Annotated in this window: 20 protein-coding genes; 13 read left to right on the plus strand and 7 right to left on the minus strand. The window is 61.3% G+C overall.

The features are described 5' to 3' along the window. Window positions 1-128: 128 nt before the first annotated feature. Complete coding sequence (locus M8997_RS00445; RefSeq protein WP_250018413.1) at window positions 129-842, plus strand: helix-turn-helix transcriptional regulator; 714 nt, start codon at window positions 129-131, stop codon at window positions 840-842. 12 nt (window positions 843-854) lie between these two features. Here the strand turns inward: M8997_RS00445 and M8997_RS00450 are convergent, their stop codons facing one another. From M8997_RS00450 to motA, 7 genes are read right to left on the minus strand one after another with little or no spacing between them, the layout of a single operon-like run. Then, entirely contained in the window at window positions 855-1295 is a 441-nt protein-coding gene (locus M8997_RS00450) for a hypothetical protein (RefSeq protein ID WP_250018414.1), read from the minus strand. 25 nt (window positions 1296-1320) lie between these two features. Continuing rightward, window positions 1321-2382 carry an EscU/YscU/HrcU family type III secretion system export apparatus switch protein gene (locus M8997_RS00455; RefSeq protein ID WP_250018415.1) on the minus strand — a complete coding sequence of 354 codons (1062 nt, stop codon included), beginning with the start codon at window positions 2380-2382 and terminating at the stop codon, window positions 1321-1323. A 14-nt stretch (window positions 2383-2396) separates the two neighbouring features. Next, on the minus strand, window positions 2397-3425 hold the full coding sequence (locus tag M8997_RS00460) for a flagellar motor switch protein FliG (RefSeq protein ID WP_250018416.1): 1029 nt from the start codon (window positions 3423-3425) through the stop codon (window positions 2397-2399). Window positions 3426-3433: 8 nt separating this feature from the next. Continuing rightward, window positions 3434-3784, minus strand: a complete 351-nt coding sequence (fliN, locus tag M8997_RS00465) for a flagellar motor switch protein FliN (protein ID WP_250018417.1) — start codon at window positions 3782-3784, stop codon at window positions 3434-3436. A gap of 24 nt (window positions 3785-3808) precedes the next feature. Then, the gene (locus tag M8997_RS00470) at window positions 3809-4300 is read right to left on the minus strand and encodes a BAB2_0123 family type IV secretion system effector (RefSeq protein WP_250018418.1); all 492 of its coding nucleotides are present in this window, start codon (window positions 4298-4300) and stop codon (window positions 3809-3811) included. Beyond that, window positions 4281-5219, minus strand: coding sequence for a FliM/FliN family flagellar motor switch protein (locus M8997_RS00475; protein WP_250018419.1), 939 nt, complete (start codon window positions 5217-5219; stop codon window positions 4281-4283). The genes M8997_RS00470 and M8997_RS00475 overlap by 20 nt, the downstream gene beginning before the upstream one ends. Window positions 5220-5228: 9 nt before the next feature. Further along, the gene (gene motA, locus M8997_RS00480) at window positions 5229-6104 is read right to left on the minus strand and encodes a flagellar motor stator protein MotA (RefSeq protein WP_371929464.1); all 876 of its coding nucleotides are present in this window, start codon (window positions 6102-6104) and stop codon (window positions 5229-5231) included. A gap of 147 nt (window positions 6105-6251) precedes the next feature. Here motA and M8997_RS00485 point away from each other — a divergent pair, with 147 nt between their 5' ends. From M8997_RS00485 to flgH, 12 genes are all read left to right on the plus strand, one after another. Continuing rightward, window positions 6252-7031 (plus strand): DUF1217 domain-containing protein, encoded by a 780-nt coding sequence (locus M8997_RS00485; protein WP_250018421.1) that lies wholly within the window; start codon window positions 6252-6254, stop codon window positions 7029-7031. A 3-nt stretch (window positions 7032-7034) separates the two neighbouring features. Continuing rightward, on the plus strand, window positions 7035-7760 hold the full coding sequence (gene flgF / locus M8997_RS00490; RefSeq protein WP_250018422.1) for a flagellar basal-body rod protein FlgF: 726 nt from the start codon (window positions 7035-7037) through the stop codon (window positions 7758-7760). Window positions 7761-7795: 35 nt separating this feature from the next. Next, on the plus strand, window positions 7796-9169 hold the full coding sequence (gene fliI, locus M8997_RS00495; RefSeq protein WP_250018423.1) for a flagellar protein export ATPase FliI: 1374 nt from the start codon (window positions 7796-7798) through the stop codon (window positions 9167-9169). Then, on the plus strand, window positions 9166-9729 hold the full coding sequence (locus M8997_RS00500; protein ID WP_250018424.1) for a hypothetical protein: 564 nt from the start codon (window positions 9166-9168) through the stop codon (window positions 9727-9729). Before fliI ends, M8997_RS00500 begins: the two co-directional genes overlap by 4 nt. Window positions 9730-9825: 96 nt before the next feature. Next, on the plus strand, window positions 9826-10206 hold the full coding sequence (gene flgB / locus M8997_RS00505) for a flagellar basal body rod protein FlgB (protein WP_250018425.1): 381 nt from the start codon (window positions 9826-9828) through the stop codon (window positions 10204-10206). A 1-nt stretch (window position 10207) separates the two neighbouring features. Then, entirely contained in the window at window positions 10208-10630 is a 423-nt protein-coding gene (gene flgC / locus M8997_RS00510) for a flagellar basal body rod protein FlgC (protein WP_250018566.1), read from the plus strand. Then, window positions 10630-10947 carry a flagellar hook-basal body complex protein FliE gene (locus M8997_RS00515; RefSeq protein ID WP_250018426.1) on the plus strand — a complete coding sequence of 106 codons (318 nt, stop codon included), beginning with the start codon at window positions 10630-10632 and terminating at the stop codon, window positions 10945-10947. Before flgC ends, M8997_RS00515 begins: the two co-directional genes overlap by 1 nt. A gap of 9 nt (window positions 10948-10956) precedes the next feature. Next, window positions 10957-11745: a flagellar basal-body rod protein FlgG gene (gene flgG, locus M8997_RS00520; protein ID WP_250018427.1), complete on the plus strand. Its 789-nt coding sequence runs from the start codon at window positions 10957-10959 to the stop codon at window positions 11743-11745. 7 nt (window positions 11746-11752) lie between these two features. Beyond that, window positions 11753-12226: a flagellar basal body P-ring formation chaperone FlgA gene (gene flgA, locus M8997_RS00525; protein WP_250018428.1), complete on the plus strand. Its 474-nt coding sequence runs from the start codon at window positions 11753-11755 to the stop codon at window positions 12224-12226. Further along, window positions 12223-13449: a flagellar basal body P-ring protein FlgI gene (locus tag M8997_RS00530; protein ID WP_250018429.1), complete on the plus strand. Its 1227-nt coding sequence runs from the start codon at window positions 12223-12225 to the stop codon at window positions 13447-13449. Before flgA ends, M8997_RS00530 begins: the two co-directional genes overlap by 4 nt. Continuing rightward, window positions 13446-13973, plus strand: coding sequence for a MotE family protein (locus M8997_RS00535; RefSeq protein WP_371929465.1), 528 nt, complete (start codon window positions 13446-13448; stop codon window positions 13971-13973). Before M8997_RS00530 ends, M8997_RS00535 begins: the two co-directional genes overlap by 4 nt. Further along, on the plus strand, window positions 13970-14683 hold the full coding sequence (flgH, locus tag M8997_RS00540) for a flagellar basal body L-ring protein FlgH (protein ID WP_250018430.1): 714 nt from the start codon (window positions 13970-13972) through the stop codon (window positions 14681-14683). Before M8997_RS00535 ends, flgH begins: the two co-directional genes overlap by 4 nt. The last annotated feature ends 2 nt before the right edge of the window (window positions 14684-14685 follow it).

Raw genomic sequence — 14685 nt, forward strand, 5'->3', positions numbered from 1 at the left:
AACAAAGACAATGTGGCAGCAATTGCCGCCGTGGGGATTATTGCGGTTCGATGCACTTCAATCTGGCTCATTTTCCCGACTTCCAGGAGGGATTTTTCAGTGGGACGGTAGACCACGAAATATTGGAGATGCTGATAGAAATCCGGCAACAGCTCGGCTGCCTGCATCTCACGCATCTTGGCTATGCCGACCAGACCGTCACCAAGGCCGGCCCCATTCCGGACATAGCGGTCCTGACGACCCTGCCGACGACCTGGGCGCTTCGCTATTCCGCCAAGAACTACTACAAGGTCGATCCCCTGATGCGGACGATAACCTTGTCTGGAGAGATCAGCCCGATCCGCGGCACCGTGCGCGATCTGGGGCAGGATGCCCTGGCGGGCGGGGATAGCGCGACGTTTCAGCGTGACCGGGAGCGGCGTGGCCTCGGAAACCTGTTTCTCGGCGTGAACAGCTCGAACAGCTATGGTTTCCGCGGGCTGACGGAGTTCACCTTCCAGGTGGAGCCGGCGGAGCAGCGGCTATTCACCGAGCGCATCCGCAAAAGGCTTGTTGCGATCGCCTCCCGCATCCATACGGCCCTGCATGGCAGCCGCAATCCGGCTCTCGCCGCGGCAGCAGCCAAACTCCTGACGAAACGCGAAATCGACTGCCTCTACTGGGCCGCCAATGGCAAGACCGATGGTGAAATCGGCGAGATCCTGGACATAGCCCGGTGGACGGTCGTGACCTACCTGCAAAATGCCAAGAACAAGCTCGGCTGCGCCAACAGGACGGCTGCAGTCGTCACCGCCCTGGCGCTGGGCGTCATCGAGATGCCGGTTATCTCGCATCGGTTCTGAGGCGGCGGAACTCTATTCCATCCGTTCGGGCGCGGCGAGCTGGGGCAATCGCGCATCCTGAAAGGCTGCGTCCAGGAGTTCGGTGTTCTCGGCGGGGCTGCGCCCCGTCTCGGCAAATCTGAGATGGTGCAGATCGATCTTCGATTCTTCGGCTGACAGGATGAGCCTGAAATAGGCGCTCACACCAAGATTGCAGAATTCGAGGTCGAGGGTGACGACTGGGCTCGATGCCCAGTCGAGAATGTAATCGCCGCCGAGACCGAAAGTGAGCGTGCCCGGATGAAAATGCAATTCGGTTGCCGAGTTGACGATATCGGCGATGTTCCCGAACAATTCGCAGCGTATGAAGGCGATGTAATCGGCGGCATCCACCAGGCGCAGATCGCGCACGACTTCCGTCAGGTGACTGGTGATGAGGTCGACGCGCTGGGTAGAAAATTGTGTTCTCTTCATATGGCACCCGATATGGACGGCTATTCTAGCGTCGGCGACTGTTAACGAACTGGATCAGTTCCGCGACTGCCTTGTAAAATTCCGGCGCGATTGCATGATTCACCTGCACCTGGCTGTACAATGAACGCGCCAGCGGAACGTTTTCGACAATCGGTATGTCATTGGCCTCGGCGATCTCCCTGATTCTCATCGCGATGATGTCCTGCCCCTTTGCAACGACCACCGGTGCCGCATCCTTGTTCGGTACATAGCGCAAGGCAACGGAGAAATGCGTCGGATTTGCGACGATCAGCGTGGCGGTCGGGACCGTCGCGATCATGCGCTGGCGCGCGCGGTCCCGCCCGAGCGACCGCAAGCGCGACTTGAGCAGCGGATCGCCCTCGGCCTGCTTGTGCTCGTCCTTGACTTCCTGACGCGTCATGCGGAGCTCGTTGCGCCAATGAATTCTCGACCAGGCGAGGTCGAATGCGGCGAGCGCGGCAACGGCGATGGCTATCGAGGAAAGCAGTCTCGTCAGATGCGTGCGCACGAGTTCGGGCAGTTGCCCGGGCTCTGTCATCAGGGCGTCGACGAAGAAACTGCTGTCCCGGAAGAAGATCATGAAGACGATCGTGCTGGCGGCGCCGAACTTGAATACCGACTTCAGGAACTCGACGCGGCCTGCGGGCCCGAAGATGCGCTCCCATCCCTTGGCGGGAGAGATGCGCGAGGCCTGGGGTTCGATGCGCTGCATGACGATGCGGGGGGCGTTCTGCAATACGGATGCCAATATGCCAGCGCCCGGGATGAGGATCATCGCCGGCAGCAGTGCAAGACCGACGGCGGCGCCGATGATCAGGAACACTTGCTGCGCATCCTCCGCGCCATCGAGCCGCCAATCATAGGATTTGTCGACCAGCTCCGCGAGGAAGCGGGAAAGTTCGGCACCGCTCGGCACGGCGACGAATATGAGGACCAGCAGGAAGGCGACGATGGAGGCGAGTATCGGAGCCTCGCGCGAAAACGGCAGGTTTCCCTTCTCGATGGCATCACTGACCTTTTTTTCAGTGGCCTCTTCTGTCTTGCTATCCTTGTCGGACGGCTCCATTCAGCACGGCCCGCTCATGACGCGGCTTCCTCGGGCTCAAGGCGAAGATCGCCTCGCTCGGCAAGAAGGATGGCTGTTCTCGCGATCGATCGCCTCGCCTGCGTCACCGTATTCGCATTGATGTTGGTCTGGTTGGCAAGTTCGGTCTCCACCATCCGCCGTCCACGGGTGGAGAGCGATTGCAGAATGAGCTCCTGCAATTGCGGCTCGCAGCCATGCAGGGCGTTGGTGACGACATCCGTCGCGATATCGTCGAAGAGGATCAGGCGCGCGCGCTGCGACAGGCGGACAATATCTTCGAAGGTGAAGAGCTTGGCCTTGATCTTGGCCAGATCGTCGCTGCTCAGGCCGTCGAGGTCGGACAACAGTTCGTCCATCTCCGATTTCTGCAACTGGTTGATGATGTCGGCAACGACGCCGTGATGGCTCTTTTCGGTATTGCCATTATCCTTGCCGGTCACTTCGCGCTGAAGCATTCCTTCGAGGATTTTCACGGCGCCGGCGTTGACGTTGCGGATGTGAAGCGTCCGCTGGATGATGCCGCGGCGTTCCGATCCGGCAAAGCGGATCAGGAGACGCGCCGCCACGTCCGATGGCAGGCGGGAGATCACATAGGCGGTGATCTGCTGATGCTGTCCGCAAAGATAGGCGTGCAGCACTTCGAGCGGAACACGCTGCAACTGGTCCCAGACCGATTCCTGTGCCAGCAGTTCGGGCCGGCGGTTCTCGATAACGGCACTGGCTTCATCGGCCGATAGCGATTCCCGCAGCAGGCCCTCGAAGCGCATTCCCGCCTCGGATAGCGGCGCGCCGTCCGCAAAGGCGTTTTCGAACTGCTTGACCAGTTCCTCGAAATCGCCGGGCGTGATCGGTTCGAGCTTTCGCGCATGTACAGCGAGCGATCGCAGATCATCGGCCGAAAAATGCTTCAGCAGCCGCGAGGCGGATGGTCGCCCGATCGCGACGAGCAGTGCAGCGACCTTCTCCGGGCCGGTAAGGTCGTTCACGGCGCTCGGCTCCAGAGGTGTTTCATGCTCGCTCATATGCCGGCCTAGCTTCCGCTGCCGATCACTTCAGTCAGGCTGACGCCAAAGCGCGAACTGTCGTCCTCGAGCACGATGACTTCGCCGCGCGCGATGACGCGGCCATTGACGACGATATCGACAGGATCGCCGATCTGCTTGTCGAGGGTCACGATCGAGCCCCGGCCGAGCTTCATCAAGTTTGCGACGGGCATCGAGGTGCTGCCCAGGACGACCTGTACATCGACCGGGATACCCATGATGAGGTCGAGATTCGGCTTCGGATTGACGGGGCGTTTTACTTCCGGCTCGTCGCGCTTCAACTCTTCGATCGCTTCGTTGAGTTCGTCTTCGATCGATTGTTTGTCTGAGATTGCCATGATGAAGATCCTGAATCGAAGGAGTTATAGGACAGCGTTGGCGACGTCGGCGCTTCGCACGATCCGGTTTACAAAGACAGGCAGTTTTCTCGGCTGTTCGGCCGGTCGCGCATCGACGGTGGCGGCAGGGCGCTGCGGCACGAAAACGGCAGCCGCTTGCCGCTGGATGGCCGGCGCCGCCGGTTCGGCAACGGGTTTCGTCGCCGGCACGAAATTCTCCTGAAGATCGAGCCTGGCGCGCTTTACGAGATCGACTGCCCGGTCCATTTCGGAGCGAACCCTGTCGGAATCGCGCAGCCGCGCCTCGAGGCGAATGCTCTCGTCGCGGCAGGTTTCCCGCTCGGCCTGGAGGATTGCCAGCGCCTTCTGCAGATTGCTGGCGGAGCTTGCGACCTGTGCCGCCATCAGACGGCTCATGGCGGTCAATTGACTGGCCTTGCGCAGCGCGGCAAAGAAGATGATCAATGAAAACGCGCTCAAAATCACGGAAATCAGGTTAGCCAGCTGCAAGCTCATCCAGGAGATCCTCTTCTTCGTTGACGGGTTCGGTAAGGCGAACGGTGAAAGCGGTACCGGCTTTTCCGAGGCGGCACTTATAGAGCGACTGGCCGCCGCTGCGGAGGCGGAAGTGGTCTATGGCGTCCTTTGGCAATTGCAGGATCTGCCCCGGCCGCAGTTCGGCGATCTGCGCAAGCGTCATCGTGCCCTGCTGCAGATAGGCCTCGAGCTCGACATGGGCGCGGCTCACTTCCAGGCGCATCTTCTTCGCCCAGGCGGGATCGAGATGATGTGCCGGGCGCCGGAGCAACCGGGCAATGGCGTCCTGCATCGGGCGGAAGCTCGAGCGTGGCAGCAATATGTCGACAGTACCGCTCACGCCTGCCGCCTTCAGGACCAGCGAGCAGCAGATCATGCGTGCTTCGACAGGCGAGCCGGAAGGCAGGTGCGCGGTCTCGGCAATGTCTCCGAGCTGGAACAGGGTTTCGCTGCCGGAGGCGAATATCTGATCGAGAGCGGCGGCGACTTCGGCGAAGACGTGCCTTGCGACCGAGAGATCGATGGAAGTCAGTGGACGCGACGGCGCTTCCGCCAGAGTGACGAAGCCGGACCCGAACAGTATCTCGGTCGCGCATTCGGCAAAGGCCCGGTCGGCGGCAAGCAGCAGCCGGGAGCCCCATTTCGGAACGGCCACGGTGCCAAGCAACGCCGAGCCGGTGATCGATCCGGCAGTGTCGGACTTCTCGAGTGTCCTTGCACCGGCGAAATCGAGGACGACCGGCACTTCGGTTTGAGCAGCAAGCCGGGCAGCGAGCGACGCAGCGAGGTCACGGAATACCGTCTCGACGGATTTGAGATCGTCCACGGACAGGCCGGCGGCGCGAAGGATGCTCTCGGCCAGCGCGTCCGGTTTTTTCTGTTCGGTCTCTGCTTCCATCGCCGCCGCCTATGCCGCTTGCTGAAGCGGGGTCGTTGGCGTCAGCGTTTCCTGCTCGACCACGTCGATGGATGGACGGTCATAGGCGGAAATGGTCTTGCGGCCATATTCGAGGGCGATCTGCGGCAGGGCGCCATTCATATAGGCGAGCAATGTCTGCTTGACGATGACATAGAGGCGGTTCTGTTTTTCGCGGGTCATCTTGATCTTGCCGGCGATCGGCCCGACGACGCCATAGGAAAGGAAGATGCCGGCGAAGGTGCCGACCAGCGCCGCCCCGATCAGATGGCCGAGGATTTCCGGCGATTCGTTCAGCGCGCCCATGGCCTTGATCACGCCCAGCACCGCGGCGACGATACCGAGCGCGGGCAAGCCTTCCGACACCGTCACCATCGCGTGGTAGGGTTTGAGCTTGTCCCGGGAGATCGTGTGGATCTCCTCATCCATCAGGGCCTCGATTTCATGCGACCTTGCATTGCCGATAATGATGAGGCGGCAATAGTCGCAGATGAAATTGGTGAGGTCGTGGTTCTTGAGAACGCTCGGAAACGACTGGAAAATGACCGAGTCGGCGGGATTATCGATGTGGACCTCCACCTCGTTGCGGGATTTTGCCCTCAATTCGCGCATGAGCGCATAAAGCACGCCCAGTACGTCGAGATAGTCCCGCTGCTTCGGTACCTTGTTGGTGAAGGCTTCCATGCAGGCGCGGCCGGCATCCTTCACTGCGGAAAATGGATTGGCGATCAGGAACGTACCGAGAGCCGATCCGCCGATGATGACGAACTCCCAGGGTTGCACGAGCACGCCGACATGCCCGCCCATGGCGATGAAGCCGCCAAGCAGACAACCCATGGTCACGACCAGGCCGATGATGATACCCAAGGCATTCTCCTGCATATTTCTTGCGCTGAAGCACTAGCAATTCCGGCTTGCGCGAACCTTGCAGGCCGGCGAGGCCGTAGCTTTGCCTGCGACAGGTTCAGGCAAGCTTGATCTGCAAGAACCGGCGCAGATATCAGGAGGCGCCGCATGACCAGTACGATGACGAGCTACCGTTTGATCACTGCCGACCTGCAGCGCTCGCTCACGCGCGTGGCCAAGGAGCCGATGGTGCAGAGGGAGAGCGAGTACTATCTCGCGAACATCGGCAAGGTGAAGTCCATCGACGAGTTCATGAAGGATACGAAGCTCTACAATTATGCCCTGAAGGCCTACGGTCTCGACGACATGGCCTACGCCAAGGCCTTCATCCGCAAGGTGCTGACGGAAGGCGTAGCCGACAAGGACAGTTTCGCCAACAAGCTCACCGATACACGCTACAGGGAATTCGCCGCAGCCTTCGATTTCGAGAAATATGGCGCCGAGACGACGGGACGCAAGGAGGTGCGGCAGCCGGTAGTCGACAGTTTCGTGCGCCTGACCCTTGAGATGGAGACCGGCAAGGACAACGATGGAACACGGCTCGCGCTCTATTTCGCGCGCAAGGCCCCGAGCATCAAGAACCCCTATGAGATACTCGGCGACAAGAGGCTGTTGAAGGTGTTCCAGACCACGTTCAACATTCCTGCGGAGGTCTCCCGGCTGGATATCGACCGGCAAGCCAAGATGATCGAGGAAAAGCTCGACCTGGAAGATCTGCAGGATCCGGCAAAGCTGGAAAAACTGCTCACGCGCTTCACCGCCATGTATGACATCGCCAATCCGACGACGACGGCAGCGCCCTCGGTGCTGCTTGGCGGTGCTCCGACGATCGGCATCTCCGCGAGCATTCTGACGACCCTGCAATCGTTCAAGCTCGGGGGCAGATAGGCCATGCAGAATTCGATCTATGTCGGGCTGTCGTCCCAGATATCGCTTGAGCGCAGGCTGGACGCCCTGGCGCACAATGTGGCGAACATGTCGACACCGGGATTTCGGGCCACCGGAATGAAATTCGACGCCATGGTATCCAAGGCTGCGGAGGATTCCAGTTTCGTGACGGCCGGCGAAAGCTATATCAAGACCGAACCGGGGCCGATCACCCAGACGGGCAACCCATTGGATGTCGCCGTGAAGGGCGATGTCTGGTTCGCCCTGCAATCTCCCGCCGGCCAGGTCTATACAAGGGACGGGCGGATGAAGATGTCGCCGGTCGGGGAACTGCTGTCCGTGAAGGGCTATCCCATTCTCGATGCGGGCGGCCAGCCGCTGATCATCGATCCGAATGGTGGTCCGCCGCAAATATCCGCCGACGGCGCCGTCTACCAGAACGGCAGGCAGCTCGGCGCCATCGGCCTTTATTCGATCGATGCCAAGGCCAAACTCGACTATTTCGACAATTCCGCCGTCATTCCCAGTGTGGCGGCGCAGCCGGTGCTCGACAATCCCAATGCCGGCGTCATCCAGGGTGCAGTCGAAGGCTCCAATGTTGATGCGATCAGCGAAATGACACGGCTGATGAGCGTGACCCGCGCCTTCGAACGGGTGGACGCGCTGTTGCGCAGCAATGAATCCACCGTTTCGGAAGCGATCAAGACGCTCGGATCGTCAAATGGGTGATGCCATGAACGAGCCGGCGGGATCGTGAACCCGATATGGCGGTGAATGACCTCCTGCAGGAATTTGGCGGCGGATCGCCAAGCCTCGAGCTGCTGGCGAATGTGCTGTCGCACGCGGCTGCCCTGCCGGTGAAGGTGGCGCGCGGCGGCTATGTCGAAGAGGTCTCGCATGCTGCGGTCACGGTCGGGGGTATTTCCGATTCCGTCCAGCTCGGCGATCTCGTCGAGATACGCTGCAAGTCGCGACTGCAGCCGGCCGAGGTGATCCGCCTCGATCGCCAGAGGGCGATGGTCAAGCCGTTCGACGACCGGCTGGCACCGGCGCTGGGCGATGCCGTATTTCCTGCGGGTCCGTTGCGGATCCGGCCGGCACCGGGATGGAAGGGCAGGGTGATCAATGCTCTCGCCGAGCCGCTGGACGGCAAGGGCGCCATGCCCGCCGATATGGTCGCCATGCCCGTCGATCGACCGGCGCCGTCCGCCATGGGCCGCCGCCGCGTCGAGCAGGGCCTGCGCAGCGGCGTCAATGTCATAGATGTCTTCGCACCGCTGTGCTTCGGCCAGCGCATGGGCATCTTTGCGGGGTCCGGCGTCGGCAAATCGACCTTGCTCGGCATGATGACGAGAGCGGACGATTTCGACACGGTCGTCCTGGCGCTGACGGGAGAGCGGGGCCGGGAAGTTCGCGACATGCTCGAAGGCACGCTGGCGGGCAAGCTCGACAAGATGGTCGCCGTAATCGCGACCGGCGACGAGAGCCCGATGATGCGACGGCTTGCACCAAACACTGCGACGACCATCGCCGAATATTTCCGCGATCGCGGCGACAATGTGCTGCTGATCGTCGATTCCATCACCCGTTTCGCCCATGCGTCGCGCGAAATCGCCATCGCGGCGGGGGAACCGCCCGTATCGCGGGGCTATCCGCCGAGCGTTTTCAGCCAGTTGCCGCGCCTGCTGGAGCGGGCAGGTCCCGGAACGGATGGCGCCGGTACGATCACGGGCATCTATTCGGTGCTGGTGGACGGCGACGATCATAATGATCCGATCGCCGATGCTATCCGCGGAACATTGGACGGCCATATCGTGCTCGACCGCGCCATCGCAGCACAGGGGCGATACCCTGCCGTCGATATACTTTCGTCCATATCGCGCCTGGCGCAGCACAATTGGACACCGGAGCAGAACAGGCTGGCAACGAGCCTGCGCGGGCTGATTGCAACGTTCGAGGAGACACGCGATCTGCGCATGATCGGCGCCTACAAGGCCGGGAGCGATCCGGCCGTCGATCAAGCGGTCAACCTCGTGCCCCTTATCTATCGAAGCATGCAGCAGAACCCGTCGACGCCGTTGTCGCAGGATCCCTATGCGGACCTTGCGGCGGCGCTCAGACCAAAGGAGGCATCGTGACCGGCAAGCAAGACACAATGACCGCAAGCGGGCTGGCCGAGAATGCCGAACCGGCGCCGCAGCGCGACAAGCGGTTTGACGGCATCCTGAAATGCGCCGGCATCATCCTTGCGGTGTTTTCCGCGGTGCTGCCTTTCGTGACCTATTACGACGTATTCGATGCCCGGTCCGATCCTGTCGCGTCGGGCATGGCGATTCGCGACCCGTTGAACCGTGCCGACCAGAAGGTGGTGCGCCAGTCGGATATGCGGCAGAGCGAGCGCAAACATGCCCGCCCCGCGGAGATCGATCCGATGACGACGGCAACGACGGGCGCGCCGGACGACAGGGTCGTTACGGAGGCGAATGCCGAACAGCCATTCCCGGCCAAGCCGAACTTTCAGGTGAGGGAGGTCGTTGGCGGGCTTGTGATGATCGAGGACGCGAGCGGCTACTGGTTCGTGGAGAAGGGTTCGCCCTTGCCGGATGGGAGCAGGCTCGTCGCCATTCAGCGCGGAGAGACGCCCGGCAGCTGGAATATCAGGACCTCGGACGGAAACGTGATCACACGGGTGAATTGACCGCCGGAAGCCGCCGCTCGGTGCCGCAAGTCTCACGCAAGTTTGGACGCCTAGATTAAGCCTGCGTTAACCATCTTCCGTCTTCCGGGGTATCACATGCAAGGCATCTATCTGTTCGATCTGGCATCGCGCCAAGCGGAATGGCTGTCGGTTCGTCAGGCGGCGGTCTCGGGCAATGTGGCAAACGTCAATACGCCCGGCTTCAAGGCCCGCGATGTGGATCCCTTCCGGGAAGTTCTCGCACAGACGCAGATGACCATGGCGGCCACCGACCCCCGTCACCTGGAGGTCAATGCCTCGGGCGTCGCGGCGACGACTTTGCGCAAGGACGCCGTGACGGAACAGAATCACTCGAAAAATACGGTCAATCTGGAGATGGAAATGGTCAAATCCGGAGAGATCAACCGCGAATTCGCTTTGAATACCAGCATCGTCAAGGCGTTTCATCGCATGATGCTGTCATCGGTGAAGGGTTGAGCTGATGTCGGATCCCCTGCAGGCGGCATTGAAGGTTGCGGCATCGGGTCTTTCGGCCCAATCGACCCGTTTGCGCATCGTCTCGGAAAACCTCGCCAACGCCCAGTCGACGGGCAAAACGGCAGGAAGCGATCCCTATCGCCGCAAGACAGTTTCCTTTGCAACCGAACTCGACCGCGCCACCGGCGTCGAAACGGTGAAGATCGCCGAAGTCGGCAAGGATACGTCCGATTTCGTCGAACAATATGATCCCAGCCATCCGGCAGCGGATGCCAGGGGATATGTCAAATACCCGAATGTCAGCATGGTCGTCGAAATGGCGGACATGCGCGAGGCCAACCGCTCCTATGAGGCCAACCTGCAAGTGGTCAAGCAGGCGCGGGAGCTCATCGCTATGACCGTTGATCTCTTGAGGAACTCGTGATGATAGACCAGCTACTGAGCGTCTCCACCCGCAATGCCCTGTCGCGCCTGTCCGAGACGGTGAACCAGAGCGCGACCGCCGCGCCGGTCGCTTCGGGGCAGCCGTCCTTCGACAATGTGCTCAGCGAACTCGCCGGCTCGGTTACGAGCAAGCTGGAGACCGCCGAAGCCGTTTCGGTAAAGAGCATGACCGGCGACGTGCCGACCCGCGATGTCGTCAATGCGGTCATGGACGCCGAGCAGTCGCTGCAGACCGCGATCGCCATCCGGGACAAGATCGTGCAAGCCTATCTTGAAATCAGCCGCATGCCCATCTGAGGAACCAGAATGAAAGCGCTCACCATTGCGGCAACGGGCATGAATGCCCAGCAGCTCAACCTTGAAGTCATCGCGAACAATATCGCCAATATCAATACGACCGGCTACAAGCGGGCAAAGGCGGAATTTTCCGACCTGCTTTACCAGGCCGAGCGCACGGCTGGCGTGCCGAATTCGGCGAACCAGAGCCTGATACCGGAAGGCGCGATGGTAGGGCTTGGCGTGCAGACCGCAGCCGTTCGCAATCTTCATCTGCAAGGTTCGCTGACCCAGACCGGAAACCCCTATGACGTGGCAATCACCGGCAGGGGCTGGTTCCAGATCCAGAACCCGGCGGGCGAGACGCTGTACAGCCGCGCTGGCGCCTTCAACATCAACGAGACTGGGCAGCTCGTGACGCTCGACGGCAATCTCGTCGAGCCGAACATCGTCGTTCCCGTCGACGCCATCCAGACCACGATAACGGAGAGCGGCCAGGTCTTCGTGAAGATGGCCGACCAGACACAGCTCCTCAATCTCGGCCAGCTTCAGATTGCAAACTTTGCCAATGAGGCCGGCCTGGAGCCACTGGGCGACAATCTGTTCCGGCAGACCGAGGCGTCGGGCGATGCTGTGGTCGGCGTGCCCGGCGATCCGGGCTTCGGTACGCTGAAACAGGCCTATCTCGAAAGCTCGAATGTCGATCCGGTCAAGGAGATCACGGATCTCATCACGGCGCAGCGGGCCTATGAAATGAATTCCAAGGTCATCCAGGCCGCTGATGAAATGGCCTCGGTCGTTTCGAAGAACCTGCGTTGAGGTGATCATGAGCCTGGCGACCATGAGGAAATCGATGTGGGCAGCTGCCGTTGCTGCCAGCATGGTCGTTGCGCCGCAAGCCCATGCGGAACGCATTTCCTTCATCGTGCCCGCTCAGATCATTTATCCGGGCCAACCCATCGCCGACGCCAGCCTGCGCGAGAAAATCTTCTCCATCAAGTCCAGCGCCGCCTCCAACTACGTCCTGTCGCGCGACCAGATCACCGGCAAGATCGCCCGCAAGACGCTGCTTCCCGGCCAGCCAATCCTTGCCGCCGCCGTCAACGAGCCGGATCTGATCCGCCGCGGGGTCGCGGTGCCGATCGTCTACGATACGGGTTCGCTGGTCATCACCGCCAAGGGCGTTTCGATGGAGCCGGGACGGGCGGGCGATTATGTGAAGGTCCGCAATGTCGACAGCGGGCTCATCGTGTCCGGAACGGTCATGGCCGATGGCAGCATCCAGGTCGGTCTGCAATGAGACGAAGCCTCGCCATCGCTCTGAGCCTTGCCATTCACTTGGCGCCGCTACAGCTTCATGCCGCCGAATCCTCGGCCAATTCCAAGGAATACAGCACGGCGGCGCAGGCCCGCGCCGCGTTCCAGAAGGAGCTCAACGAGGGGCGCTGGGGCGGGGCGGCATCGCCTCTCGGCGAGGGCGGTGCCATCGCGCGGTTGAAGGACATCGCCAATATTCAGGGCGTGCGTGACAACCAGCTGGTCGGCTATGGCCTCGTCATCGGGCTGAACGGCACCGGCGACAGCCTGCGCAGCGCACCATTCACCGAACAGTCGATGCGCGCAATGCTGGACAATCTGGGCATCAGCCCGCCCGTCGGAGCTTCGCGGTCGAAGAATATCGCGGCCGTCATCGTCACGGCGAACCTGCCGCCTTTCGCGGGGCGGGGATCGCGGATCGACGTCACCGTCTCCTCGCTTGGCGATGCTACCTCGCTGGCGGGCGGGACCCTGGTCATGACGCCACTCGCAGCTGCGGATGGCCAGACCTATGCCGTGGCGCAGGGTAACATGATCGTTTCGGGTTTCAGCGCCTCGGGGCAGGCAGAGTCGGTAACCGAGGGCGTTCCGACCAGCGGACGCATTCCGAATGGAGCGCTGGTCGAGAAGGAAGTCATGGGAAATTTCGGCAAGGACGAGCTCGTCGTCGAGCTTCGCGAGCCGGATTTCACCACGGCAGTGCGGATTACCGACACGATCAACGCCTTCGCCAAGCGCCGCTACAAACAGGCGGTTGCCAAGGAACGGGACTCCAAATCCATCCGTTTGCGCAAGCCGGCCAATATTTCCGCCACGCGTTTCCTGGCCGAGATCGAAGGGTTGCCGGTGGTGACCGACGAGATTGCCCGGGTCGTCGTCGACGAGCGTACGGGTACGGTGGTTATCGGCGAGAAGGTCCGCATTTCCCGCGTCGCGATCAGCCATGGCAGCCTCTCGGTACGCGTGACCGAAACGCCGACCGTGGTTCAGCCGGAACCGTTTTCCGAGCGCGGTGTCACTGCGGTAGAGCCGAACACCGAAATCGATGCGACGCAGGCCTCGAAGATCGGCCTCCTCGGCGGGACCGATCTGGAAAGCCTGGTCAAGGGCCTCAACCAGATCGGCGTCAAGCCGCAGGGCATCATCGCGATCCTGCAGGGCATCAAGACGGCAGGCGCCCTCCATGCGGAGCTCGTTGTCCAATGAGGGTTCGCCCTGCTCGTCTCGTCAAGCTGGCTGTCGCTGCACAGGCCTTCTGCCTCGTCATGGTCCTGCCCGCCACCTATGCGTTGTCGCAGGACCTGTCCGCAACCGAGGAAGGCCGGCAGGAGATCGAACGCTATTGCGGCAATATCAGCGACAAGGCCGCCGATGCGCGCTACGCCATGCAGACACGCGAACTGGAGCAATTGCGCCAGGATGTCGACCGGCGCATCGAACTTCTCGACGAGAAGCGCAAGGAATACGAGGTCTGGCTGAAGCGGCGCGATGAATTCATCGACAAGGCTGAAGATTCCCTTGTCGGGATCATCTCGAAGATGCGGCCGGATGCTGCTGCGGCGCAGATGGCCCTCATCGGTGACGAGGCCGCCGCGGCGCTGCTCCTGAAGCTCAATCCGCGCGTATCGAGCGTCATCCTCAACGAAATGCCCGCAGAAAAATCCGCCCTGCTGGCCCGCGTCATCGTGGGCTCGCAGGTGATCAATGAAAAAGAAAGTTCCGCGCAATGAACAGAGCGGCTGTCGCATCCCTGTGCCTCGCACTCTTGAGCACCTATGGCTGTGCGACCAACCCGCGCGATTTCAACCGGCCGCCCGAAATGTCGCCGGTTGGCGCGGGAATTGGCCATAAATACAGCGCCGGCGGTCCTTCCGAGTATCCGGCACCACCCCGGCCGCAGAAATATTCGCTTTGGCAGGAGCGGCAGGTGAGCTTCTACCGCGATCCGCGTGCCGAGAACCCCGGCGACGTGCTGACCGTGAACATTTCCATCAACGACCGCGCCACGCTGGACAACAAGTCCAACCGGTCCCGCGTTTCATCGTCGATCTACGGCGGTACGGCCGATATTTCCGGAAGCGGAATCACGGCATCGGACATTGGCGGCAATCTCGACCTCAGTTCGGATAGCCGATCCAAGGGCGAAGGCAAGATCGAGCGTTCTGAAAAGATCGATCTTTCGGTGGCGGCCATCGTCACCGACATCCTTCCCAACGGAAATCTCATCATTCGAGGGTCGCAGGAAATCCGCGTCAATAATGAGCTGCGCGTATTGAACGTCGCCGGCGTCGTGCGGCCGAGGGACATTTCAAGGGACAACACCATCTCCTATGACAAGATCGCGGAAGCGCGCATTTCCTATGGCGGCCGAGGTCGCCAGAGCGAGGTGCAGCAGCCCGCATGGGGACAACAACTGCTCGACGCAGTTTCGCCGATCTGAAG

The sequence above is a fragment of the Phyllobacterium sp. 21LDTY02-6 genome (genome assembly GCF_023554255.2).
GTDB lineage: Bacteria > Pseudomonadota > Alphaproteobacteria > Rhizobiales > Rhizobiaceae > Phyllobacterium.